This is a genomic window from Bifidobacterium sp. H6bp9, assembly GCF_032193695.1.
In the GTDB taxonomy this organism is placed as follows: Bacteria; Actinomycetota; Actinomycetes; order Actinomycetales; family Bifidobacteriaceae; genus Bombiscardovia; species Bombiscardovia kimbladii.
On record NZ_JASTZY010000009.1, the window covers coordinates 1 to 23664 of the forward strand.

The following is a 23664-nucleotide window of genomic DNA, read 5'->3' on the forward strand; positions in this document are numbered from 1 at the left end:
CCGCCCTGGCACGCGGCAGCACCGCCGTGCAGGACCAACAATGAGCTTGCCCCGGGATGCTGCTCTCTGCTTATAGGCACGGATCGGACGCACATCGTGGGATGCGGCAGGGTGACCGGGCTGGCCCTGCCATCTGGCTTATGCTGCTGGGGACCGTCTCTTTCCCTCTCTTGTTGATTGGGCAGGGATTGAGGAGGTTCGGCACACGTTGCTTGTCTAAGACTGACAGTGGGGGAAGGGTGTCGTGAGGGTGATGAGTCCCCGTCTGCAAGTAGCGTTGAAGTATGTCTGAGCTCCAAACCCATCTGTTGGACAAGGCCCCATTCGGGCGGGTCGTGCCGGCCATGGTCACCCCCATGAACCATGACGGTTCCGTGGATTTTGAGGCCGCTGGCAAACTGGCCCGCAGGCTTGTGGCTGATGGGGCGGATGGGTTGCTGGTCAACGGCACCACCGGTGAATCTCCGGCCACCCACATGGAAGAGAAAGTCGATTTGGTGCGAGCCGTCAAGGATGCCGTCGATGTGCCCGTCATCTCTGGAGCAGGCTCCAATGATACGGCGCACACGGTACGCATGGCCGAGATGACCCAGGAAGCCGGGGCGGATGCCCTGTTGGTGGTCATGCCGTACTATTCGCGGCCCTCCCAGGATGGGGTTGTAGCGCATTTCAGGTCCGTCTGCCGGTCTGCGGATCGTCCTATCGTGCTCTACGATGTGCCTGGCCGCACCGGATTGCACGTGACTGTGGATACCTACCGTCATCTTGCCGAATTGCCGCATGTCGAGGCAGTCAAGGATGCCACTGGCGACCTGGCCTCCATGCCCCGCAAACGCCGGGAGACCGGCCTGACCTGGTACTCAGGCGATGACGGGCTCTATCTTCCCTTCCTGGCCCTGGGTGCGGTCGGCGTCATCTCGGTTATTGCCCATGTGGCATCCGGACCCATGAAGCGCCTGGCCGACGACTTCGATGCTGGCGACCTGGACGGCGCAAGGGATCTGGCCTTGCGTCTGGACCCGCTGGTCCAGGCTCTGAACGGCCAAGGGCAGCAGGCGGTCATGGCCAAGGCTGCTTTGAAGGTGGCCGGCGTCTTGGACAGCACGACGATGAGGCTCCCTAATCTTGGGCCTGGCAAGGACCAGCTGATCCAAGCAGAGAAAGGCATGAAGGCCGCAGGGCTGATGCGTTCCTGACAAGCAACCAAGCGTCGCCCCCGTATCAGACGGGGGTACAGATAATGGAAACACAAGTGACAATGGCAAGAAAACAAGAAGAATCAAACACGACCGGCAAGAGCAGAAATCGTCGGTCCTCCTCCAAGAACGGCAAGCAGGGGTCAGGCAGGTCCCGGGGCGAATCCCGCAGCCGCCGCAACGGCGCCATCGCCCGCGGCAAGGGGACCCAGACCGAGCAGCATCTGGTGGCGCCTCCCAAGTACCGCAAGGGATCCATGCGCATCGTTCCCCTGGGTGGCCTAGGCGAGATCGGCCGGAACATGAATGTGATCGAGTACAACGGCCACATCCTGCTGATCGACTGCGGCGTGCTTTTCCCTGAGGAGGAGCAGCCGGGCGTGGACCTGATCCTGCCCGACTTCAGCTACATCAAGGACAAGCTGGACCAGGTGGACGCCCTGGTGCTGACCCACGGGCATGAGGACCATATCGGCGGCGTGCCCTACCTGCTCAAGCTGCGTCCGGACATCCCCCTGATCGGTTCCAAGCTGACCCTGGGATTCGTCGATGCCAAGTGCGAGGAGCACCATCTCAAGCCCACCGAGGTGGAGGTCAAGGGCCGCGACAAGCTCAAGGTAGGCCCCTTCAACCTGGAGTTCGTGGCGGTCACCCACTCCATTCCTGACGCCCTGGCCGTCTCGGTGCGCACTCCGGCGGGTCATATCATCGACACCGGCGATATGAAGATCGACCCGCTGCCTTTGGACCACAGGCTGACCGACCTGCGCGAGTTCGCCAAGCTGGGCGAGTCCGGCGTGGACCTGCTCATGGTCGATTCCACCAACGCCGAGGTCCCCGGCTTCGTCAAGCCCGAGATCTCCATCGCCCCCGCCTTGGACAAGGCCTTCGCCGAGGCGCAGCGCAAGATCATCGTGGCCTCCTTCTCCAGCCACGTCCACCGGGTGCAGCAGGTGGTCGACGCCGCCCACAAGTTCGGCCGCAAGGTGGTCTTCGCCGGCCGGTCCATGGTCCGCAACATGTCCATCGCCTCCGACCTGGGCTACCTGCACCTGCCCGAGGACACCGTGGTCGACCTCAAGGATGCCCACAGCATCCCGGACGAGAAGATCGTCTACATGTGCACCGGATCCCAGGGCGAGCCCATGGCGGCTCTGGGCCGCATCGCCGACGGGACCCACCGTGACATCACCATCAACGAGTTCGACACGGTCATCCTGGCCAGTTCGCTGATCCCCGGCAACGAGCATGAGGTCTACAAGGTCATCAACAAGCTGGTGCGCCTGGGCGCCAAAGTGGTCAACCGTGACAACGCGGCCATCCACGTCTCCGGCCACTCCGACGAGGGCGAACTGCTCCACTTCTACAACATCGTGCAGCCCAAGTGCGCCATGCCCATCCATGGCGAGAACCGGCACCTGGTGGCCAATGGACTGATTGCCGTCAAGACCGGCGTGGATCCGCAGAACGTGGTCCTGGCCGAGGACGGCGACGTGGTGGACCTCTACCATGGCCAGGCCGCTGTGGTCGGATCCGTGCCCTGCGGATACGTCTATGTGGACGGCGACTCCGTGGGTCAGCTGACCGACGACGAGCTGGAGCAGCGCCGTATTTTGGGCACCGAGGGCTTCGTCTCCGCCTTCGCCGTGGTCGACACCGAGACCAGCAAGGTCGTCTCCGGCCCCAAGCTCTACCTGAACGCCGTGGCCGAGGACGAGAGCGAGTTCAAGTCCATCAACGCCCAGATTGTCGATCAGCTTGAGGATGCCATGGCCAAGGGCACCACCGGCACCTACCAGCTCCAGCAGATGATGCGCCGCACCCTGGGCGGCTGGATCTCTCGCAAGCTGCACCGCCGGCCCATGATCGTGCCCGTGGTGGCCGACATCGCCACCGACGTGCAGCCGCAGGACTGACGCCACTGCCCGCATACTGATACCGAAGGCTCCGGTCACCCAGATGGACGGCCGGAGCCTTCAGTGTTATCAGTAAAAGGGAGCGCTTACATGCTCACGATGATCTTGACGTGGTTTTCCGCGTCCTCACGCAGCTGACGGAAGCCCTTGTCCACGATGTCCTCGACTTTGATCCGGTCGGTGATGAAAGTGGACAGATCGATGTTCCGGTCATGGATGAGCTTGATGGCGTCAGGATGGTCGTTGGCGTATCCCATGGTACCGCGGATGAACTTCTCGCCGAAGCCCAGCTCCTTGGTCAGGTTCAGCGTAATGGGCTTGCCATGCAGGGCTACGACCATGAGCCCGCCGGTGGCCTTCAAGGCCTCCAAAAGCTGGTGGTCGACCGGTTCGGCTCCAGCTGCATCGAAGGCCAGATCAGCCCCGGCTCCGTCGGTCTCCTGGCGGACCCGCTCCGCCAGGTCCTCCTTGCTGGGATCGACCACAATGTCGGCCGAATGGGACTGCAAGGCCTTCTCCTTACGAGCAGAGGAGAGCTCGGACATGATCACCCGGACTCCCTTCGCCCGCAGGATGGTGCCGATGAGCAATCCCACTGGCCCGGCGCCGCCGACCACTGCGGTCTGTCCTTCGCGGGGATCCATGGCGCGTATGGCGTGGTGGGCCACGGCGAAGGGCTCGATCATGGCAGCCTGGTCCAGAGGGATGTCGCCCACGGGGAAGACGTGTTCTGCCGGAACCACGATGTGCTCGCTGAGTCCGCCGCCGCCTCCGTTGATGCCGATGCCGGCCAGCTTGTCGCAGTCATTGTAGTTGCCGGCCTTGCAGGCTGGGCATTCGCCGCAGGCGATTTCGGCCTCGACTACCACCGAGTCGCCCACTTTCATGTCAGTGTGCACGTCGTCGGCGATGGCCTCGACGGTACCAGAGATCTCATGGCCGAAAACCACCGGCAGGGTCTCTCCCGTCAGGGGATGGGGATGGTCGGGCGAATTGCCTCCGCCGTTGACTGCTCCGTCGTAGTACAGATGGACATCGGAACCGCAGATGCCGGTGAAGGCGGGGTGGATCTTGATGGTCCCGGGTTTGAGCTCAGGCTCGGGCACGTCCTCCAGACGCACATCTTCCTTGCCGTAGTACATCAATGCTTTCATATCGTATATCCTCTCTGATATGCGTATAGGTCCTGCATGGACGAAGTTGAATACCCAACATGACATCCTTGCGGGTGGGTGACGCTCCTTCGTTGGAGACCACCTGATTCCCATATTACCGCTGATATGCAGCCCCAGTAATAGGAGTTTCAGTAAGGACCTCGCCGCCCTGGTCAAAGTCGAAGTCGGCCAGCCAGTGTCCGAACCTGCTGGGCCCCTTGCCGCACCAGACCACACAGGCGCTGCGGTCGGCCTGACCGCTCAGCAGACGGTTGGCGGTTCCGGTCACCCTGTCGTTGCCCAGACGGTAGTCCAGGAACTTGCCGTCCCCGTAGTGACGGGCCACCCGCTGACGCTGCTCCTGGTCCAGCACCCGCCATGGGTCGGCGGCGCAGAAGACCCTGGCGGGCAGGTCCTGCTCCGCCGCCTGGATCAGGGCCAGGCCGCCGCCCAGGCTATGCCCGGTAAAGAGGACTCCGCGTTCGGTTCCCGCCTTGCGTCGGGCCAGGTCAAGCGCCTGCTTGGCCAGGATGCCTGCCTGCTGTGTCTGTCCTGGTTCCCCGTTCAGCGGCGGCAGGAAGCAGGTCAGCGCGGCGTGGATGTCATGGCGAGGGTCGTCGCGCAGGTTGGTGCCTGCATAGACCACGATCAAATGGGCGTAGTCCGGAGCGTTCTCCAGGCCCTGGGCGGCGATCATCCCTTCGAAGCCGTTTTCGGGGCAGTAGCGGGACCGCAGCACCCAGTAGCTGCCCAGAGCCGGATCCTCGAACCAGTGCAGGCCCGGCCGTGTCTTGGCATCCCCTCGGCCTATCCCGTAGGAATACTGGCAGAGCATGTTGAGCTGCTGTGTGGTAAACCCGGTCCGGACCTGCATGGCGTTCCCTTTCTGCCAGACTCGTGAGGCATCGACCATGACCAACCGCCTTTAGGCCCGACTATTCCCGTCCAGACTGCGCCGTCAGAAAAGAGGGAAACCGTCCCGCTGGCCCGTCGGCTGGTGCCCGCATTAGACTTGACATGCCATATCCATACAGAACCTATGCCGATGCCGGTGGGGGCACCGACATCCATGCGCGAAAGGAAATTCATGCCCGGAGCCAATCTGACTCGTGTGGAAGCCGAAGAGCGAGCCGTCGTCGTATCCAATGTCAGCTACAAGGTCAATCTGGACCTGACCAAGGGGCCTGCCACCTTCCCCTCAACCGCCCTGATCGACTTTGATGCCCGGCCGGGGGAGTCCACCTTTGTGGATCTGATCGCCGACCAGGTCAGCCTGATCGAGCTCAACGGCCAGCGTCTGGACCCGGCCCTGGCCTTCCGGGACGATCGGATTGAGCTTAACGACCTGCGCGAGCACAACCAGCTGCGGGTGGAGGCCCTCTGCCGTTATTCGCGGACAGGCGAGGGGCTGCATCGCAGCGTGGACCCCTCGGATGGCAACGTCTACCTCTACTCCCAGTTCGAGGTGCCCGACGCCCGCCGGGTCTACGCGGTCTTCGACCAGCCGGACATCAAGGCCGTCTTCGACTTCACCGTGGACGCCCCGGCATCCTGGACGGTCCTGTCCAACATGCCTCCCGCCTCCCATCAGAATCTGGACAGCCGCACCGCCGAGGGAACCCTGGAGGGCGGCCGCACCGAGGGCGTGACCCGCTGGGTCTTCCAGACCACCCCGGTCATGAGCTCCTACCTGACCGCCTTCGCCGCCGGACCCTATGCCCAGTGGACCAGCGAGTATCAGAACGAGGATGGGCGGACCATCCCCATGGGCCTGTACTGCCGCCAGGCGCTGAAGGACTCCCTTGACGGGGATGCCGAGTACCTCTTCGATGTGACCAAGAAGGGCTTCGCCTTCTACGCCAAGACCTGGGACCTGCCCTTCCCCTGGGCCAAGTACGACCAGATCTTCGTGCCCGAATACAACGCGGGCGCCATGGAGAACATCGGCCTGGTCACCTTCCGCGACTCCTATGTCTTCGAGTCCAAGGCCACCGGGGCCCAGATCAACCGCCGCGTGGAGACCGTCCTGCACGAGCTGGCCCACATGTGGTTCGGCGACCTGGTGACCATGAAGTGGTGGAACGACCTGTGGCTGAACGAGTCCTTCGCCGAGTTCATGTCAACCCTGGCCACCGCCGAGGCCACCGAGTGGACCGACGACTGGGCCACCTTCTGCTCCGGCGAGAAGAGCTGGGCCCTGACCGAGGATCAGCTGCCTACCACCCACCCCGTGGTGGCCCCCATCCGCGACCTGCACGACACCGAGGTCAACTTCGACGGCATCACCTATGCCAAGGGCGGTTCCGTCTTGAAGCAGCTGGTTGCCTATGTGGGCCGTGAGCGCTTCTTCCAGGGCATCCACAACTATCTGACGGCCCATGCCCACGGCAACGCCACCTTGAAGGATCTGCTGACCGAGCTGGAGAAGACCAGCGGCCGCGACCTGGGCAACTGGTCCCGGCTCTGGCTTGAGGAGGCCGGCATCACCACGCTGACCAGCCAGGTGCAGACCGATGGGCAGGGGACCATCACCGCCATGCGGATCGACCAGACCGCTCCCGAGGAGCATCCGGTCCTGCGCCCGCATCGCCTGGCTGTGGGCTTCTATGACGAGGACCAGTCCGGCAAGGTGGTGCGTACAGACCGGTTCGAGCTGGATCTGGAGGGCCAGGGAGCCGAAGTGCCCCAGGCTGTGGGCAAGAAACGTCCGGCCCTGATCCTGATCAACGACGACGACCTGACCTACGCCAAGCTGCGCCTGGATCAGGATTCCCTGGAGTATGCCACGCAGAACCTATACAGGATCGAGGACCGCCTGGCCCGTGCCGTGGTCTGGCTCAGCCTGTGGGACATGACCCGGGATGCGCAGTTCCCTGCTGAGCGTTTCATCGGTCTGAGCCTGAAGGCCCTGGCCACCGAGCACCAGTCCACCACCTTCCGCTACGCGCTGTCTCAGATCTCCACGGCCGCCCATCACTTCACCGCCTCCCGTCGTCGTCAGCCCATGCTGCAGCTGGTGGCCGGCACCCTCTGGGACCTGGCCATGAAGGCCCAGCCCGGTTCGGACGAGCAGTTCCAGCTGGTCCGCGCCTACCTGGGTTACGGGGACGACGCCGACTTCGAGGATCACGCCCGCGGTCTGCTGAGCGGCGACCTGAAGCTGGAGGGACTGACCATCGACAACAACACCCGCTGGCTGATCATCCACGCCCTGTCCGCCCATGACCTGCTGGCTGACGGCGAGATCGACCGAGAGCTGGCGGCGAAAGACACCACGGAGAACCGCGAGTTCGCCATGGGCGCCCGGGCCGCCCGCCCGACGGCTGGGGCCAAGGCCTGGGCCTGGGATCAGGCCCTGCACAACGAGGATCTGACCAACTCGCAGATCGAGGCTCTGGCCGACGGCTTCTCCGGCTCGGGGGACCAGGAGCTCTTCGCACCCTACGTGGATCGCTTCTTCGCAGCCGTGGACGAGGTCTGGGCCCAGAAGACCTTCCACATCGCGGAGACCCTGCTCAACCCCCTGTCGGCAGGCGGGCTCTACCCGACCAAGGCCGACCCGGCCGCCCTGGTCAAGGCGGGCGACGCCTGGCTGGCCGACCACGCCGAGGCCCCCAAGGCCCTGCGCGGGATGATCATCCAGAACACGGAGTCCTCCAGGCGCATCCTCAAGGTCCGCGAATACAACGAGCTTCTGCGCTGAGCGACCTGCCCGCCCCGATCCGAGTGGCGACGGGTCAGGGGCGGGGCCATAATGAATCTGTCGCCTGTATGCAGAATGGTAGGTTCGGAGGAGAGCAATGCCCAGATTATTCGGTACCGATGGTGTACGCGGTTTAGCCAATAGAGACCTGACTGCACAGCTGGCCCTGGATCTGGGCGATGCAGCGGTCCGTGTCCTAGGTCGTGGCGCGGATCGGTCCGCGGGCCGCCGACGGGCCCTGATTGGCCGCGACACCCGGGTCTCCGGGGACTTTCTGGCATCGGCCCTGGCTGCCGGCATGTCATCGGGCGGCTTCGACGTGATCGACGTGGGCATCATCCCCACCCCGGGCATCGCCTACCTGACCAGCGTGCTCAACGTGGAGATGGGGGCGGTCATCTCCGCCTCCCACAACCCCATGCCAGACAACGGCATCAAGTTCTTCGCCCGGGGCGGGTTCAAGCTCCAGGATTCCAAGGAGGACGACATCGAATCGGTCCTGGGCCAGGACTGGGAGCGCCCGGTGGGCGAGAGCGTGGGCCGCGTCTCCCATGACACAGTGACCGCCACCAACATGTACATCGACCACCTTGTTGAAGCAGTTGCCCCTGTCGCCCCCGACAAGACCCAGCCCAAGCCCTTGGACGGTCTGCGGATCGTGGCCGACTGCGCCAACGGAGCCACCTCGGTGGTAGCCCCGGAAGCCCTGCGCCGGGCCGGGGCGGACGTGGTGGTCATCAACGCTTCGCCCGACGGCTACAACATCAACAAGCACGCCGGATCCACCCACCCCGAGCAGCTGCAGGCCATGGTCCAGGCCTCGGACGCGGTCATGGGCGTGGCCTTCGACGGGGACGCCGACCGCTGTCTGGCCGTGGACGAAGAGGGACACATGGTCAACGGCGATCAGATCATGGGCATCCTGGCCCGCGCCAAGCAGCGTGAGGGCAAGCTGGCCAACGACACCCTGGTGGTCACCGTCATGAGCAACCTGGGGCTCAAGCTGGCCCTGAAGCAGATGGGCATCGTCACCGTTCAGACGGCTGTGGGCGACCGCTACGTCCTGGAGGAGATGCTGCGCGGAGGTTACACCCTGGGCGGCGAGCAGTCCGGGCACGTCATCAACCGGGAGTTCGCCACCACCGGCGACGGGACCCTGACAGCCCTGACCCTGGCCAAGGAGGTCGTGCGCTCGGGCAAGAGCCTCAAGGAGCTGGCCGCCGACTTCCCCCAGCTGCCCCAGCAGCTGATCAACGTGTCTGGTGTGGACAAGAACGCGGCACGCACCAACGCCAAGGTTCAGGATGCGGTCGAGGCGGAGGAGCGGATGCTGGGCAGCACCGGCCGGGTCCTGCTGCGGCCATCGGGCACCGAACCCCTGGTCAGGGTCATGGTCGAGGCGGCCACCCAGGAGCAGGCCGACCAGGTCTGCCAGCGGCTGGCGTCGGTCGTGGCCGACGAGCTGGCCATCTGAACCGAAGACCCAGGAAAGGCGGAATCATCCATGTTCGGCAGAAAGGCGGCCTTCGACGCCGATCTCAACCACCGGGTGGAATCCATGCTGGCCAAGGCCGGCAAAGAAGAGCTCCTGCCCATCGTGCAGATGGGCGAACCTGTCCTGCGCCAGCAGGCCCAGCCCTACCAGGGTCAGCTGGCAGCCAAGACTCTGAACAGGCTGCTCAAGGCCATGCGCACCACCATGCTTGAGGCCCCGGGCGTAGGGCTGGCAGCACCTCAGGTGGGCCTGGGCCTGGCCATCGCGGTCATCGAGGACCATGTCCGCGACGACGAGGATGATCCGCGTCAGATCGACGAGTTGCCCTTCAGGGTCATCATCAACCCCTCCTATGAGCCTATCGGGCAGGAGACCGCGGCCTTCTATGAGGGGTGCCTGTCCCTGGAAGGATTCCAGGCGGTTCGGCGTCGCTGGCTGGACATCACGGCCAGCTGGGAGGACCGTTCCGGGCGCAAGCACCGCCAGCGCATGCACGGCTGGTCTGCCCGCATCTTCCAGCATGAGACCGACCATCTATCGGGTGAGGTCTACATCGACAAGGCCGAGATTCGCAGCCTGTCCTCCGACGACAACCTAAGCGAGTACTGGGCCTACGACCCGGTCCCCACCGAGGCTGCGCGGGAGCTGGGCTTCACCCTCTGAATCCTGCGAATCCTTTAAATTTTCTTGATCCTCTGATCCAGAGCTATATCCTCAGTCAGTTCCGGTCCGTCACCCTTCAGGGGTGCCACCGGGTGCATGGTCAGTGTCTCAGAGGCATGGCGGCCATGCTCCACGGCCTTGGGCAGGATCTCCTTGCCTTCTATGCTCGGATCCAGCCAGGAATCCAGATTTTCCTCAGTGATCAGCAGGGGCATCCGATCGTGTACACGTGCGGCCTCCGGCGTGGCTTGTGTCGTCAGGATGGTGGCCGTCAGCAGCCAGGGTTGGCCAGGTCTGGCACGCCACCAGGAGTAGAGGCCGGCGATGCTCAGGGTGTGGCCATCCGGAGCCTGGAAGTAGTAGGGCTGGTGGTCAGGTGTCCACTCGTAGTAGCCGCTGGCCGGAATGATGGCCCTCTGACTCCTGGCTGAGTCCGCGTAGGTCCGCTTGGTCAGGGCGCTCTCCACTCGGGCGTTGTGGGTGGGGTAGGCCATCTGATCGCTGTCCGACCAGGAGGGGACCAGGTTCCAGCGGGCCGTATGCAGGTGCCGCTGTCCATGTCGGTCCTGGGCCACCAGGGCGATGGCCGATCCGGGACTGATGTTCCATGAGGGCTTGGGCAGTCCCGGAGCCTGCCGGGCACCATAGTGCTCGGCCAGGCTGGAGTAGTCTAGGTCAGCCGCGAATCGTCCACACATGGTCCTCATTCTATGGGGGCTTGGAGCCAGCGTCGAGGAAACGCCGGAGGGCCTCTGCTAGGAAAGTTGCATGGTAGTTGAGGTCTTTCCCTGCTACCATAGGAGGTGGTCTGCAACAATGGCGTGTGCATTGAAGACCACCGTGGCTGCAGTACAGTATTTAACGATATACATTTGTCCTGTCGGATGGAACCGGCAGGAACATGGTTATTAGGAGATGGCTTATGCCTCAGAAGATCAAGGCGTCGATTGCTTACGGTATCGGCAAGGGATTCGCCCAGCCCGAGGAGGTCGTCATTGACGATCCCATCGGCGCGGAGGTCCTGGTGGACGTGCAGGCCTCGGGTCTGTGCCATTCGGATCTGCATCTGGTCGAGGATGACGACAAGTTCTTCCCATTCCCGGCTGTGATCGGCCATGAGATCTCGGGCATCGTCGAGGCTGTGGGCCCCGAGGTGTCCGGCATCAAGGTTGGCGACCACGTGGTGGCCTCCTTGGAGCAGGTCTGCGGACACTGCGCCAACTGCCTCAAAGGCCAGCCTCAGTCCTGCACCCAGCAGCAGGAGTGCGTGCGTGGCGCGGATGAAAAGCCCCGTCTGTCCTTCCCCGACGGCCGGCCCATCACCCAGGCTTTCGGCGTCGGCGGCTTCGCCGAGAAGGCACTGGTCCACGAGAACCAGCTGGCCGTGGTCAACAACCAGGTCAAGTGGGATGAGGCAGCCTGCATCGGCTGCGCCACCATCACCGGAGCAGGAGCAGCCATCAACACCGCCCATGTGCGCCCCGGCGATACGGTGGCCGTGATCGGCACCGGCGGCATCGGTCTGAACATCATCTCGGGAGCTCGGATTTGCGGCGCCAAGCGGATCATCGCCATCGACCTGCTGGACAACAAGCTGGAGTTCGCCCGTAAGTTCGGTGCCACCGACGTCATCAACTCCAAGAACGAGGATCCCGTGGCCAAGGTGCGTGAGCTGACCAACGGCGGCGTGGACAAGGCCTTCGAGGCCATCGGTCTGCCCGTCACTATGAAGCAGGCCTGGGACATCCTGGGCGTGGGCGGCACCGCCTACCCGATCGGCCTGGCCAAGCCGGATGCCACGATCTCTCTGGAGATCAACCCGGCCGACCTGCTGGTCCACCAGCGCGGCTTCAAGGGTGTGTGGATGGGCTCCACCAACATCAAGCACGACATCCCCATGTATGCCGACTTCGCTGTGGACGGGCGGCTGAACATGCATGACATCGTCAGCCAGCACATCAAGCTGAGCCAGATCGACGAGGCCTACAAGCAGCTGGTCAACGGCGAGGTCATCCGTTCGGTCATCACCGAATTCGACTGATCCCTTCCAACTTGACGACATGACTGCTGGAGGTTATGCCGAACAGATTACAGGGGCTCCGGGTGCGCAAGGCATCCGGAGCCCCTTTGTTGTTCTGCTGATCCGAGAGCCGAATCAGGCCAGGAGCCTGCCGATGTTCTCGGCCACTGCGGCGAGATTGTCGTCAGCCTTGGCCATGGCATCCTCAAGGCTGACGGCCCCGGGGCTGATGCTGAAGATGGCGTCGATGCCCGCCTTGTAGAGCTCTTCGGTTCTTGCGCCTACGCTGCCCGCCAGGGCGATGACCTTGCAGCCGGGGGAGGACTCCTTGACGGCCTGGGCTGTGCCCATGGGGGTCTTGCCGAAACCGGTCTGGAAGTCGATGCCGCCCTCGCCGGTGAAGCAGATGTCGGCGCCGCGGGCCAGCTCCTTAAGACGGGTGGTCTCCACGACAATATTGACGCCCGAGGCCATGACGGCAGGAGTGAAGGCCAGGAATCCTGCGCCCAGACCTCCGGCGGCCCCTGCGCCCGGTTTGGTCTCCACTTCACGGTGCAGGTCCTTGCGGATGACGGCTGCATAATGGGCCAGGGCCGCATCCAGCGTGGCGACCATGGATGGGTCAGCCCCCTTTTGCGGGCCGAAGACGGCCGCGGCTCCTTCGGGGCCGGTCAAAGGATTGGTCACGTCCGAGGCCAAGCGAATGCGGGTGCTTGCCAGCCTGGGATCCAGCCCAGAGATGTCAATCCGGTCCAGCCGGGCCAATGCCGCTCCACCCTGGGTCAGCTCATGCCCGTCAGCGTCCAGGAATCGGGCACCCAGGGCCTGGACCATGCCGGCACCGCCGTCGTTGGTGGCCGAGCCTCCTAGGCCGACGATGATCTCTTGTGCGCCCTGGTCCAAGGCCTTACTGATTAGCTCGCCTGTGCCGTAGGTGGTGGTTACCAGCGGATCGCGGGTCTGTTCGTTGACGAACTGGATGCCACTGGCCGCAGCCATTTCGATGGCGGCTGTCCGTCCGTCGCCCAGGATGCCGTAGCTGGCCGTGACAGTCTGACCTAGAGGTCCGGTGACATGGGCCTGGATCATATTGCCTCCCGTGGCATCGACCAGGGACTGGACCGTTCCCTCGCCGCCGTCGGCCATGGGCACAAGGACCATTTCGGCCTTGAGGGGGCTGCGTCGCAATCCGCGTTCGATGGCCTTTGCAGCCTCCTTGGCGGTCAGGCTGCCCTTGAAGGAGTCGGGTGCGATGATGATTTTCATGAGTGTGACCTTTCCTGACTCGTCGCTTCGGAAGACCAGATAGACCAGCATGGCCACCAGAGTCATAGTAAGGCCTACCCGCAATTCAAAGGGGGCCGCCCCCACCGTGCTCGCCCAGGTCAGGTTCATGGACTTGGTGACGGAGCTGCTGCCCAGGATGACGCTTGTGGAAGTGGCGGCGACCATGAGGATGCCGGCGATGGGTGACAGCATGGCTTCGGGCACGACCATGGAGCAGATGAGGTTCACGATCCGCTTGGGCAGGTATGGACTAGGTCAGACTAGGCCTGGCTCGGCCCTGCAGCTTCCGCTGCCTGGTCATCGGCGGAAAGCTGCTTCAGCTCGGCACGGACCTTCTGAAGCTTGGCGAAGGCTGCGTTGCGGTCCTGGGTGGTTTTGGCCCGGCTATGGTCTCCTGTCAGCTTGGCCTCCTGGGCCTTGAGCAGCTCGATGCGCTCGCGGACGGCGAGTCGGCTGTCCAGATCTCTGCCGTCAGTCTGGTCCAGGGTCACCTGGGCGCACAGGCTGTCCCAGAGCTGGTCCATATCGTCGCCGACCAGGGTCAGACTGGTCTGATCGGCAGGACGGGGCCTGCCCAAGTGGAGCGTATGCCTGGTCTCATGACCGGCCTTGGTCGGCAGGGCCCGGCGCACAGCCGGTGTGCAGACGAGTCCCTCTTCACCCTGGTGAATGGTGATGAAAACCATGCCTGAGGAGCGCATGGCGGCGATATGTTCCAGCACATCCTCCGGCACATCGGGGGTCTTCAGCCCGATGGCCATGACCAGCACCTCATGGCAGTGTGCGCCATCCTTTACAGGGATGGTCCCGGGCCGCAGCAGGGCCAGCATGACGATCTTGTCGACGCTTGTGGAGAAGTGCTGACGCAGCCGTGAGGAGACGGGCGGTCGCGTGGTGAAAGCCCTTATGGGCAGTTCGCCCTTGGCTGCCGGAATGGCGGTGGTGGGCGGCAGGCCCAGGGAGAGCGCGGACACGCCTTCGTAGCTTGCGATTGTCATCCTTGGCCTTTCTGTCGCTGTTGCCGTCATTCTACCGGCAGGAGCGCGACCAGGGGCAGGAGTGTCCGTTTGCCGGAGCATGACCCGTTGCCTATCGAGCAAACATTGTTACGAGAATTGCTGCTTGCCGTGCTGGTCGTCGCTGCACGTCTGAAAGGTCGTTTGATCGATCTGGAGGTGCTCCCTTCGATATTGCCGGGGCGTAATCCCGTATTCACGAGTGAAGGCTCGTGTGAAACTGGTCAGACTGGGGAATCCGGCATCGGCGGCGATGTCTGTTATGGGGCCATTGGATCGGTCCATGTTGGTGCGTGCCTCGTCCAGTCGCAATTTGGTCAGATAGGACTTGAAGGTGGAGCCAGTGGTTTTTCGAAATAGGCGGCTGAAGTGTTCCCTGCTGTAGCCGAAGTAGGCAGCCACTGTCCGCTCGGTCAGATTCTCCGCGTGGTGGTTGGCTAGATAGCCAAGGATCTGCCTGGTGATATTGCGCCCTGACCTGATTGATTCAGGCCGTCGCACACCGATGGTGAACCTGGTGTACAGCAGGTGCAGCAACTGAAAAAGCGCGGCATTCAGCAGAAAGGCTGAAGCTGTCTCCTGCTGTTCATGGAGGCTGCCAATCCTGATCATCAGCTGGTCCAGATTCTTTCGGTCTTCTGCGTTGGCATGGGGAGCGGAGAGCGAGAAAAGAAACCTATCGGCAAAGGGGTAAATCCGGCCCACAACTTCATTGTTGAAGGTGACCGAGATGATTTTGACCATACCTTGGCTATGATCCACCGTGCGACCCTGATGCATCTGATAGGGGCTGATCAGCAGACTGTCGTTGTCACTGAGCATGTAGTGCTGGTCTTCGACCTGGAAGGTGCCGCCCCCACGGATGATATGGATTGCTTCCAGACCCTGATGCCAATGGGCGCTGACCAATTCGTCGTTGTCGTGATGAACGATGACCAGTCCCGGATAGCCCTCTGGATAAATGTCCTCTTCCAAGAAGTCAGGGCTGATCACCGTGTTGTACTGATGGGCGCTTTGTGGACGCTGCGGCATAGTACATCTCCTTTCCGTGGAAAGCAGTCTGTACATTATTTCATTTTTGACCGGCAGATAGGTCACAAAATGTCACATTCGGGTCACCGATTGACGTTCTCTAACCCGTGGACATGCATATCGTAGTTATAACGATGTGTCATGCTACAAAGGAGTGACCGTGTCACAAAATAAAAATCAATCATCATCGTCTGGTGATGTGACGGAAGTTCTTGACCCGTCTGTGCGACGCCGCATCATTCTGGTCTGTCTGGCAGGGGCAACAGGAGGACTGCTGTTCGGCTACGACACCGCAGTGATCAACGGGGCCGTGGATTCAATCGCCGGCACAAAAGCAGGTTTTGGCCTGAACAGCTTCATGAGCGGTATGTCCGTATCAGCTGCCCTTTTGGGCTGCGTAATCGGTGCCTGGTTCGCCGGAAAACTGGCTGACCGATTCGGACGAGTAAAGATCATGCTCTCGGCTGCTTTGCTCTTCGTGGTCAGTTCAATAGGGTCGGCCTTCGCTCCGGAGATATGGAGTTTCTTGCTCTTCCGCATCATAGGCGGCATTGGTGTGGGCTTCGCTTCGGTGGTTGGCCCAGCCTATATCGCTGAGGTCTCTCCCACCAAAATGCGCGGGTTCCTGACAAGCTTCCAGCAATTCGCGGTGGGAATCGGTATGTTTGCTTCCGTCATAGTCAACAATGTGTTGGCCAAGAGTTCGGGCGGAGCTGACCAGGCTCTGTGGTTTTCAGTGCCCACCTGGCGGTGGATGCTTCTGATGATGCTGGTCCCTGCTCTGATCATGTTGGTTGTCTGCTTCAAGTTGCCCGAATCGCCCCGGTACCTGGTCATGAAAGGACGCGATCAGGAGGCTGCCGACCTGCTCAGGCAACTCAATGGCACCCGGGATCCGCAGGCAAAGGTGGCTCAGATAAGGCTCTCGGTCGGCAGCGAGACAAGTCCGCGCCTGTCTGATCTGCGCGGACGCACTTTCGGCCTGAAAAAGGTGGTCTGGATAGCCATTGCTGTGGCGCTATTCCAGCAGTTCAACGGTGTCAACATCATTCTTTACTATGATTCCAGCCTTTGGCGATCACTTGGTTTCTCTGAGCAGCAGGCATTGAACATCTCGGTTATCCGTGCGTTTGTCGCGTTCATCCCCATGATCGTTTCCATGGCCCTGATTGACAGGATCGGCCGGAGAAAGCTTCTGGCCTTCGGTTCCGCCGGTATGGCCATTTTCCTCCTTATCGCTACGTTCGGTTTCTACCATGCCCAGGTCACTGCCGCGGGCCTGTCCTTGACGGGTGTGTGGGCGCCGCTTACTCTGGTAGCGGTTTACCTCTTCTACTTCACATTCTGTGGCACCTGGGGGCCGGCCATGTGGGTGGTCATTGGTGAGATCTTCCCCAACAATATCCGTGCCATGGGCGTGGCTGTTGCAACAGCCTTCAACTGGATTGGGAATTTTTTGGTGTCCACCTCCTTCCCCTGGCTGCGGGATGTGATCGGCACTGGCAACGTATATTTGCTGTACACCGTCTTCGCGGCGCTGAGCCTGCTGTTTGTTCTGAAGGTTCTGCCAGAGACCAACGGCGTAGAGCTGGAAGATATGAAGGCTGAATGATGAGCTACGATGCAGAGATGACGGTAACCGACGAGGAACGCGAACTGTTAGAGGGCTGGACCGAGGTCGACGGGGACCTGGATGGTTGCAGTCCTGATATGGCCAAGACTGTTCTGGGCTCCCGGCTGACCTTCGGGCGCATGGATGCTCCCCGCTCCCGTCACTGGCAGGTGCCCGAGGGGGTGGACTGCCTGAACGACATCGCCTATGTGGACGATGGTTTGCGCGCCCACAAGCTGGATCTGTACCTGCCTCATGATGCCCTGCTGCGCAACGGCAGGGTGACCCCGGTCTACATCGATATCCACGGCGGCGGGTTCATGTACGGCTACAAGGAGCTCAACCGGAACTTCTGCACCCACCTGGCCCAACGTGGCTTCGCGGTCTTCTCCGTCAACTACCGGCTGATCCCCAGCACGGACTTCATGGGCCAGCTGGGCGACGTGCTGACGGCCCTGACCTGGATAAAGAACCACCTGGACGAGTATCCGGTCTCGCCCGACCGGATCTTTCTGACGGGAGACTCGGCCGGAGGCACTCTGGCACTCTATGTGCTGGCGGTGGAGTCCGATGATCAATTCGCGCAGAGGCTGGGGCTGAAGCCTGCCGGGCTGCGGCCCCGGGGCGCTGCCTTGGTCTCAGGACTTCTCGATCTGACTCCTTACTTGTCGGTGGATCTGGAAGACTTCCATCCAACCGGTTCGCCCACCGATGACCTGACAAGGGTCGCACCATTTTTCTTCAGGAGCTTCGCACAGGCCGGGGGCGATCAGGTGGCAGACCTGACGACGATGGTCGATATGGTTCACCTGCCGCCGGTATTCCTGAACACCAGCGCCGACGACTTCCTGCAGGGCGACGCGCTCAAGATGGCCGAGATCCTGTGCAGGAAGGGCCTCGACTTCGAGCTGCACGATCTGAGGCCCAGCCGTCTGCAGACCCTGGGGCACGTCTATCCGGTGGCCATGACCTGGCTGGAGGAGAGCCGGCAGGCCCTGGACCAGATCCACGATTTCTCCTACGACCTGATTTGAGCCTCTGTGCGCGCCCGGTTCATCCGGTCGCTGGCTATGATGGGAGGAGAAAGGTGGGCATCGATGGCGCAAGGCCCCCGGTGTCTGCACCGCCGCTTACAGAGGAGTGATTCATGGACGAGAAGACCTTGGTAGAGAAGCTAGGCAACCTGGAGACCATCGACCAGCTGGTTGATCTGTCCAAGGAGATCGGCCAGCCGCTGTCGTACAACGACGCGGACCAGCTCTTCGGCAGGATCAACCAGTGCAAGAATGATGTCGCACAGCTGGGCGGCGACACCATCGCCAAGCTGGCCAAGAAGGCCTTCAACATCTGAGGCATCAGAATCTGAGGCATCAGATTCCATAAGGGCGGGCCGGTATTCGGTTCCGCCCTCTTTTTATACCCGGCTTCATGCCCGGGCCCGGGCCTCCTGCTCGATCTGGGCCAGGCTCTTGCCCCTGGTCTCGGGCACCATGATCCAGGCGAAAACCAGGGCGCACACATTGATCAGGGCGAAGAGCAGGTAGGTGCCGGTGCCGCCCAGCCGGGCCAGGAGGGTGGGGAAGACCAGGGAGAGCCCGAAGTTGGTCAGGTTCATGGCCACGTTGGCGTAGCCCATGCCGCGGCTCTTGATCTGCTGGGGGAAGATCTCGGACAGGAGCAGCCAGGTGACCGGGGCCACCAGGCCTTGGACGAAGACCACGTAGATCATCATCATGCCGATCATGATCCAGGCGGCCGTTCGTGACCCGCTGCCCGGGGCGCCGACGAACCGGTAGCAGACCCCGATAGCGGCCAGGAAGACGATGGTGCCTGCAAGTCCCACAGCCAGAATGACGCGGCGGTCGAAGCGGTCGATCAGTCCCAGCCCTCCGATGGTGGCCGCTACGGCGGAGACCAGGATGACGGGGACGGTGGCCACCATGGACAGAGAGGGGTCGAAGCCCAGGGTGTCAGTGAAGATGGTCGGCGCGTAGTAGTTGACGATGTTCAGCCCGGTCAGCTGGTTGATCATGGCCACGCCGATGCCCACGATCAGCACCCGCCGGAGCCAGGGGGTCTTGAAGCTGGGGGTCTTCGCGCTCGCCGGCTGCGACAGCTCCTGCATGGTCACCCGGGCCTCTGCCTGGTCGCGGGTGGACTGAAGGAAGGCTGCTGCCTGGTCCGGCTGGCCTCGGCGGATCAGGTGGGCCGGGCTGTCATGCAGGAAGCAGGCCAGCAGGGCCAGCAGGATGGCCGGAGGCACGAGGGCCCAGAGCATGGTCCGCCAGTCGGCACTCATCCGGTCCAGGATGGCATTGACGCTGACTGCCAGCAGCTGCCAGACCACGATCATGACCGAGTTGACCGAAACCACCCGTCCGCGTTCCGCCGTGCCGACCATGTCGGCCAGGTAGATGGGCACGATGGTCGAGGTCATGCCGATGCCGGCTCCGATGATCAATCTGCCCAGTCCCAGCAGGGCCAGGCTGGGGGCCAGCGCGCTCAGCAGGGCTCCCGGGATGGCCAGCAGCGCCCCGGCCAGGATGATGTGCTTGGGGCCGAAGCGGTCGTTGAACTTGCCTGCCAGGTAGGATCCCAGCGCGGCGCCTATCAGCAGGGCCGAGGTGACCATGCCCTGTTCGCCGGCTGTCAGGTGTCCGCCCGAGCCGGAGCCCAGGTTCATGCCGATCAGCGCTCCGGAGATGACGGTCAATGTATAGCCGTAGAGGCCGCCTGCCAGTACGCCCAGGGCGGTCATCAGTTGCAGATTGCGCCGCCGTCCTTGGATTGCAGCCATGGGCTCCCCTTTCGCCGGATCATCCGGGCATAATTAAAGCAATCATAGGCACCTGGGGGAGCGGTCCGTCGATCCGGCTCGCCATTATGGATCAGGGAATCGCCCGGGAAACCAGCTGCTGGATTCGCTATCTGGATTCGCCATCCGGGCCCTGGTCGCGGGCTAGATGAACATTTGAGGATATTGTCCACGACTTGCGCATGTCATGGGCAGCGAAACTGCTCAATTTCGCATATGATAAACAAGCATTCACCACAAGGACATCGTGGATGCATACGGCCATGGTTCCATACAGCCATGGCAATGAAAGGAAACATTGTATGCGCAAGCTGATTCTGGATCTGGACACTGGTGTCGACGACACTCTGGCTATCTCCTATGCCTTGGGCAGCCCCGAAGTTGAGCTGATTGGCATAACCGGCACCTATGGCAACGTGCTGCTGGAGCAGGGCATCCGCAACGATCTGGCCATCACCGACCTGCTGGGCCACCCCGAGGTCAAGGTCTACCCGGGCCTGCCTCACGCCTCCAAGGCGGACTCCTTCGAGGTGCTGCCCGTCTCCGCCTTCATCCACGGAGAGAACGGCATCGGCGACGTGGCCATCCCCGACTCGGACCGCGAGGCGGAGACGCAGTCGGCCGTGGACTTCATCATCGATGCGGTCAACGCTTACGGCAAGGATCTGGTCTACGTGCCCACCGGCCCCATGACCAACATCGCCGCCGCCCTGGCCAAGGAGCCTGACATCGCCCAGCGCATCGGCTCCATCGTGCTCATGGGCGGGGCCTTGACCGTGCCGGGCAATGTGGACGCCTGGCAGGAGGCCAACATCTCCCAGGATCCGGACGCGGCCGATGTGCTCTTCCGCTCCGGCGCGCCCGTGACCATGGTCGGCCTGGACGTGACCCTGCAGACCCTGCTGACTTACAAGGAGACCGCCCGCTGGCGGCAGCTGGGCACCGCGGCAGGCAACTTCCTGGCGGACATGACCGACTTCTACATCAAGGCCTATGAGACCACCTCGCCCCACCTGGGCGGCTGCGGCCTGCACGATCCGCTGGCCGTGGGCGTGGCCGTGGATCCGACCCTGGTCACCACCCTGCCCATGAACATGAAGGTGGAGACCGAAGGCGCCACTCGCGGGCGCACCATCGGCGACGAGCAGCGGCTCAACGACCCCAACAAGACCATGCGCGTGGCCGTCGGCGTGGACGTGCCCCGCTTCCTGGACGAGTTCATGACCCGCATCACCAAGCTGGCCTCCCAGGCCGACTGAGGTCCGCTATCCCCGGCAAGTCCACGCAAGAGAAAGAGAATTGACGACATCATGTCCGAAAAGCAATCCACCGAGGATTCGACAGCCGTACGATCGCTGATCCTGCTGCTGATCACCTTCGTTCTGGGAACCCTGTGCCTTCAGGGCTTCAACCTGGTCTTCCAGCAGGTCGGCAAGGACGCCGGCGCTCCAGACCAGGCCTCGCTGATCACGGCCCTGCCCAGCATCGTCCTGGGCATAGTCTGCTTCATCTACGGGTCCCTGGGCGACTTCGTATCCCTGCGCAAGCTGGTCACCTTCGGCCTGTGCATACTGTTCGTCGGGTCCGTGTACGGATACGTGGCCAACACGATCATGGCCCCCAACATCTGGAATGTGATCGCGGCCCGGCTGCTGCAGACCGCCGGCGAGCAGGTGGCTGGCTCGGCCTACCTGGTCGTGGCCACCAAGTACCTCAAGCCCTCCCTGAAGGTGATCTTCTTCGGCATCTTCACGGCCGGCTACCAGGTGTCTGCAGCCATCGGCATCTTCGCCGCCGGCCTGCTCAGCTCCATAGCCTGGCAGTACCTCTTCCTGATTCCCGCGGTCACCATCGTCTTCCTGCCCATCCTGCTCAAGAGCCTGCCCACCGGCGGCGGCAACGGCGAGAAGGTGGACTGGCTGGGCTTCGTCATCTTCGGACTGGCCACGGCCCTGCTGACCCTCTTCTTCTCGTACACGGCCTGGTGGCTGCTGGCGGCCTCCGCTGTCTGCTACCTGATCTTCGCCGTGTACATCAGCCGGGCCAAGAGTCCCTTCATCACCCCGGACTTCTTCCGCAACAAGCGCTGGCTGATGGGCATCGGTCTGATCCTGATCTTCTACTTCATGAACTACTGCATGTCGCCCATCTTCAACGCCATCGGGCGTGACGTCTACAAGGTGTCGACCACCACGGTTTCCCTGCATGTGGTCTGGGCCTTCCTGGTGGCCGCCGTGCTGGGCACCACCTCGGGCGCCATTGTGGACAGGATCGGCCGCAAGCCTGCCATCATCATCGCCGCCTGCCTGATGATTCTGGGCTTCGCGGGGACGGCTCTGGTGGTCAACTCCGGCCTGCTGGCCTTGACGCTGACTGCCTGCGTCTACTATGCCGGGGTCGGCCTGATGTATTCGCCCATCGTCTCCACCGTGCTTGACACCCTGCCTCAGGACCAGTCGGGCCGCGGCGTGGGCATGAACGACCTGGTCATGAACGTGACCGGCTCCATTGGCATCGCGATCATCGGCGGCCTGATGGGCAAGCCCAGCCTGGAGGGCTTCAGCATCATGGGCGCAACCGGTCCGGCTGCCAACTACAGCAACCTGTTGCTGATCGGGGCTGCGGTGTCCCTGCTGGGCCTGGTCGTGTATTTGGCCTGCAAGAAGACCATCTACGCCACGACTGCTGACCAGCAGTAGAACAGTTGCAGTCGACCGTCCGAGCGCGGCAAGAGGAGCTGCTTCCTCTGTTGCGTTCGGACGGTCGATTGATATGTGTGGTGGGGGCGCGGGAGGGAAGTGTCGGCTCTCTTGGGGATGAGCCTTAAGTGACACGTTTCCTCCCTGCTCCCCCTAGAAGGGCCGGGGGCGGGGGGGGGGATTGATTCGCCGCCCGGCCGCTCTTACTCGTGCGAAGCATGTGACAGTTGGTGTTGTTCCCTACGGTGGCGGCGTGAGGCCAGGACGCCGCCCATGCCGGTCATGCCCGTAGCGAGGGCGAGCAGGATGCCCTCCCCGCCTGCCTCGGGGAGCACGCCTGCTGGCAGGTACGTGTACCTGAGGGAGGTGTCCGGTGTTTGGGGTGCGCCGCCTATCGTGTAGTCCACGCTGATGGTGACTGTGCCCGGCACGTGTGCGGGCGTGAGCACGGTGACGCTGCCGCCATCGCCGCGTGTCAGGCCTGATACTGCCTTGCCGTCGAACCAGACGCCGGTGATCACCAGCTGCAGGTTGAACGACACCGGCACAGGAACCTTCGCTTCTTTGGTGGTGTCGTTGCCGAGCTGGCCGCTGTAGTTGGCACCCCATGCGTAGGCGTTCCCGTCGCTGCCCATGGCCAGAGAAAAATGGTATCCGGCTATCACCTGTGCGGCTTTCAGCCCTTTGCTTGCGTTAGTGGGGCTGGCGGGGTCGCGCACACGCACGGGAATATACGAATCACCGGGCTTGTTGTTGCCGAGGTCACTACCCGTATTGCATCCCCATGCGTAGGCGTTTCCATCGCTGCCCAGGGCCAGTGAATGATCGCCTCCGGCGCTGACCTGCACGTAGGTGAAAGCCGTAGGTTTGCCGACGGGCGGCTTGACTTTGACTGGCGTGGTCCTGGTGTTGTTGAACGTCCCGTCGCCGAGCCCGCCATACATGTTGTTTCCCCATGCGTAGGCGTTTCCATCGCTGCCCAGGGCCAGTGAATGATCGCCTCCGGCGCTGACCTGCACGTAGGTGAAAGCCGTAGGTTTGCCGACGGGCGGCTTG

The 23664-nt window shown here is 62.7% G+C and carries 19 protein-coding genes; 11 read left to right on the forward strand and 8 right to left on the reverse strand.

Annotation, left to right across the window (positions count from 1 at the left end):
* Positions 1-284: 284 nt before the first annotated feature.
* Both dapA and QRX40_RS08430 read left to right on the forward strand, forming a co-directional pair.
* Complete coding sequence (gene dapA, locus QRX40_RS08425; protein WP_313837665.1) at positions 285-1196, forward strand: 4-hydroxy-tetrahydrodipicolinate synthase; 912 nt, start codon at positions 285-287, stop codon at positions 1194-1196.
* A gap of 62 nt (positions 1197-1258) precedes the next feature.
* The gene (locus tag QRX40_RS08430; protein ID WP_045924017.1) at positions 1259-3112 is read left to right on the forward strand and encodes a ribonuclease J; all 1854 of its coding nucleotides are present in this window, start codon (positions 1259-1261) and stop codon (positions 3110-3112) included.
* 86 nt (positions 3113-3198) lie between these two features.
* Here the strand turns inward: QRX40_RS08430 and QRX40_RS08435 are convergent, their stop codons facing one another.
* Together QRX40_RS08435 and QRX40_RS08440 are read right to left on the reverse strand one after the other, a co-directional pair.
* Positions 3199-4266, reverse strand: a complete 1068-nt coding sequence (locus tag QRX40_RS08435; protein WP_313837666.1) for a 2,3-butanediol dehydrogenase — start codon at positions 4264-4266, stop codon at positions 3199-3201.
* Between the two features lie 115 nt (positions 4267-4381).
* On the reverse strand, positions 4382-5179 hold the full coding sequence (locus QRX40_RS08440; protein WP_313837668.1) for a hypothetical protein: 798 nt from the start codon (positions 5177-5179) through the stop codon (positions 4382-4384).
* Positions 5180-5353: 174 nt separating this feature from the next.
* Between QRX40_RS08440 and pepN the strand changes: the two genes are divergently transcribed.
* The 3 genes from pepN (at position 5354) to QRX40_RS08455 (ending at position 10127) form a co-directional block, all read left to right on the forward strand.
* Complete coding sequence (gene pepN, locus QRX40_RS08445; RefSeq protein WP_313837670.1) at positions 5354-7969, forward strand: aminopeptidase N; 2616 nt, start codon at positions 5354-5356, stop codon at positions 7967-7969.
* A 97-nt stretch (positions 7970-8066) separates the two neighbouring features.
* Entirely contained in the window at positions 8067-9443 is a 1377-nt protein-coding gene (glmM, locus tag QRX40_RS08450; protein ID WP_313837672.1) for a phosphoglucosamine mutase, read from the forward strand.
* 30 nt (positions 9444-9473) lie between these two features.
* Entirely contained in the window at positions 9474-10127 is a 654-nt protein-coding gene (locus QRX40_RS08455) for a peptide deformylase (RefSeq protein WP_313837673.1), read from the forward strand.
* Between the two features lie 14 nt (positions 10128-10141).
* Here QRX40_RS08455 and QRX40_RS08460 read toward each other — a convergent pair whose 3' ends face one another.
* A complete protein-coding gene (locus tag QRX40_RS08460; RefSeq protein ID WP_313837675.1) occupies positions 10142-10825 on the reverse strand; it encodes an SOS response-associated peptidase in 684 nt (227 codons plus the stop codon).
* A 224-nt stretch (positions 10826-11049) separates the two neighbouring features.
* Between QRX40_RS08460 and QRX40_RS08465 the strand changes: the two genes are divergently transcribed.
* Positions 11050-12168, forward strand: coding sequence for a zinc-binding dehydrogenase (locus QRX40_RS08465; protein ID WP_052692715.1), 1119 nt, complete (start codon positions 11050-11052; stop codon positions 12166-12168).
* Between the two features lie 114 nt (positions 12169-12282).
* Here the strand turns inward: QRX40_RS08465 and QRX40_RS08470 are convergent, their stop codons facing one another.
* From QRX40_RS08470 to QRX40_RS08480, 3 genes are all read right to left on the reverse strand, one after another.
* Positions 12283-13413, reverse strand: a complete 1131-nt coding sequence (locus tag QRX40_RS08470; protein WP_313837688.1) for a glycerate kinase — start codon at positions 13411-13413, stop codon at positions 12283-12285.
* 281 nt (positions 13414-13694) lie between these two features.
* Entirely contained in the window at positions 13695-14432 is a 738-nt protein-coding gene (locus tag QRX40_RS08475) for a DUF4391 domain-containing protein (RefSeq protein ID WP_313837677.1), read from the reverse strand.
* A 108-nt stretch (positions 14433-14540) separates the two neighbouring features.
* Positions 14541-15482 (reverse strand): AraC family transcriptional regulator, encoded by a 942-nt coding sequence (locus tag QRX40_RS08480; RefSeq protein ID WP_313837679.1) that lies wholly within the window; start codon positions 15480-15482, stop codon positions 14541-14543.
* Between the two features lie 199 nt (positions 15483-15681).
* Between QRX40_RS08480 and QRX40_RS08485 the strand changes: the two genes are divergently transcribed.
* From QRX40_RS08485 to QRX40_RS08495, 3 genes are all read left to right on the forward strand, one after another.
* On the forward strand, positions 15682-17094 hold the full coding sequence (locus QRX40_RS08485; protein WP_045924026.1) for a sugar porter family MFS transporter: 1413 nt from the start codon (positions 15682-15684) through the stop codon (positions 17092-17094).
* Positions 17094-18128 (forward strand): alpha/beta hydrolase, encoded by a 1035-nt coding sequence (locus QRX40_RS08490; protein ID WP_313837681.1) that lies wholly within the window; start codon positions 17094-17096, stop codon positions 18126-18128. The genes QRX40_RS08485 and QRX40_RS08490 overlap by 1 nt, the downstream gene beginning before the upstream one ends.
* Positions 18129-18241: 113 nt before the next feature.
* Positions 18242-18445, forward strand: a complete 204-nt coding sequence (locus QRX40_RS08495) for a hypothetical protein (protein WP_024627492.1) — start codon at positions 18242-18244, stop codon at positions 18443-18445.
* A 75-nt stretch (positions 18446-18520) separates the two neighbouring features.
* Here QRX40_RS08495 and QRX40_RS08500 read toward each other — a convergent pair whose 3' ends face one another.
* A complete protein-coding gene (locus QRX40_RS08500; RefSeq protein ID WP_313837684.1) occupies positions 18521-19891 on the reverse strand; it encodes a sugar porter family MFS transporter in 1371 nt (456 codons plus the stop codon).
* Between the two features lie 320 nt (positions 19892-20211).
* Between QRX40_RS08500 and QRX40_RS08505 the strand changes: the two genes are divergently transcribed.
* Both QRX40_RS08505 and QRX40_RS08510 read left to right on the forward strand, forming a co-directional pair.
* Positions 20212-21168 (forward strand): nucleoside hydrolase, encoded by a 957-nt coding sequence (locus QRX40_RS08505; RefSeq protein WP_313837686.1) that lies wholly within the window; start codon positions 20212-20214, stop codon positions 21166-21168.
* 51 nt (positions 21169-21219) lie between these two features.
* Positions 21220-22608, forward strand: a complete 1389-nt coding sequence (locus QRX40_RS08510; RefSeq protein ID WP_024627495.1) for an MFS transporter — start codon at positions 21220-21222, stop codon at positions 22606-22608.
* A 203-nt stretch (positions 22609-22811) separates the two neighbouring features.
* Here the strand turns inward: QRX40_RS08510 and QRX40_RS08515 are convergent.
* Positions 22812-23664, reverse strand: an 853-nt coding sequence (locus tag QRX40_RS08515; RefSeq protein ID WP_396184583.1) for an RCC1 domain-containing protein, incomplete at its 5' end; no start/stop codon positions are given.

What these genes read in the sequence shown, in the direction of transcription:
- QRX40_RS08470 (WP_313837688.1), bottom strand. Translation starts at nt 13,413, where the DNA reads ATGAAAATCATCATCGCACCCGACTCCTTCAAGGGCAGCCTGACCGCC.
- QRX40_RS08475 (WP_313837677.1), bottom strand. Translation starts at nt 14,432, where the DNA reads ATGACAATCGCAAGCTACGAAGGCGTGTCCGCGCTCTCCCTGGGCCTG.
- dapA (WP_313837665.1), top strand. Translation starts at nt 285, where the DNA reads ATGTCTGAGCTCCAAACCCATCTGTTGGACAAGGCCCCATTCGGGCGG.
- QRX40_RS08490 (WP_313837681.1), top strand. Translation starts at nt 17,094, where the DNA reads ATGAGCTACGATGCAGAGATGACGGTAACCGACGAGGAACGCGAACTG.
- QRX40_RS08505 (WP_313837686.1), top strand. Translation starts at nt 20,212, where the DNA reads ATGCGCAAGCTGATTCTGGATCTGGACACTGGTGTCGACGACACTCTG.
- QRX40_RS08465 (WP_052692715.1), top strand. Translation starts at nt 11,050, where the DNA reads ATGCCTCAGAAGATCAAGGCGTCGATTGCTTACGGTATCGGCAAGGGA.
- QRX40_RS08510 (WP_024627495.1), top strand. Translation starts at nt 21,220, where the DNA reads ATGTCCGAAAAGCAATCCACCGAGGATTCGACAGCCGTACGATCGCTG.
- QRX40_RS08495 (WP_024627492.1), top strand. Translation starts at nt 18,242, where the DNA reads ATGGACGAGAAGACCTTGGTAGAGAAGCTAGGCAACCTGGAGACCATC.
- QRX40_RS08480 (WP_313837679.1), bottom strand. Translation starts at nt 15,482, where the DNA reads ATGCCGCAGCGTCCACAAAGCGCCCATCAGTACAACACGGTGATCAGC.
- QRX40_RS08460 (WP_313837675.1), bottom strand. Translation starts at nt 10,825, where the DNA reads ATGTGTGGACGATTCGCGGCTGACCTAGACTACTCCAGCCTGGCCGAG.
- QRX40_RS08500 (WP_313837684.1), bottom strand. Translation starts at nt 19,891, where the DNA reads ATGGCTGCAATCCAAGGACGGCGGCGCAATCTGCAACTGATGACCGCC.
- pepN (WP_313837670.1), top strand. Translation starts at nt 5,354, where the DNA reads ATGCCCGGAGCCAATCTGACTCGTGTGGAAGCCGAAGAGCGAGCCGTC.
- glmM (WP_313837672.1), top strand. Translation starts at nt 8,067, where the DNA reads ATGCCCAGATTATTCGGTACCGATGGTGTACGCGGTTTAGCCAATAGA.
- QRX40_RS08430 (WP_045924017.1), top strand. Translation starts at nt 1,259, where the DNA reads ATGGCAAGAAAACAAGAAGAATCAAACACGACCGGCAAGAGCAGAAAT.
- QRX40_RS08455 (WP_313837673.1), top strand. Translation starts at nt 9,474, where the DNA reads ATGTTCGGCAGAAAGGCGGCCTTCGACGCCGATCTCAACCACCGGGTG.
- QRX40_RS08435 (WP_313837666.1), bottom strand. Translation starts at nt 4,266, where the DNA reads ATGAAAGCATTGATGTACTACGGCAAGGAAGATGTGCGTCTGGAGGAC.
- QRX40_RS08440 (WP_313837668.1), bottom strand. Translation starts at nt 5,179, where the DNA reads ATGGTCGATGCCTCACGAGTCTGGCAGAAAGGGAACGCCATGCAGGTC.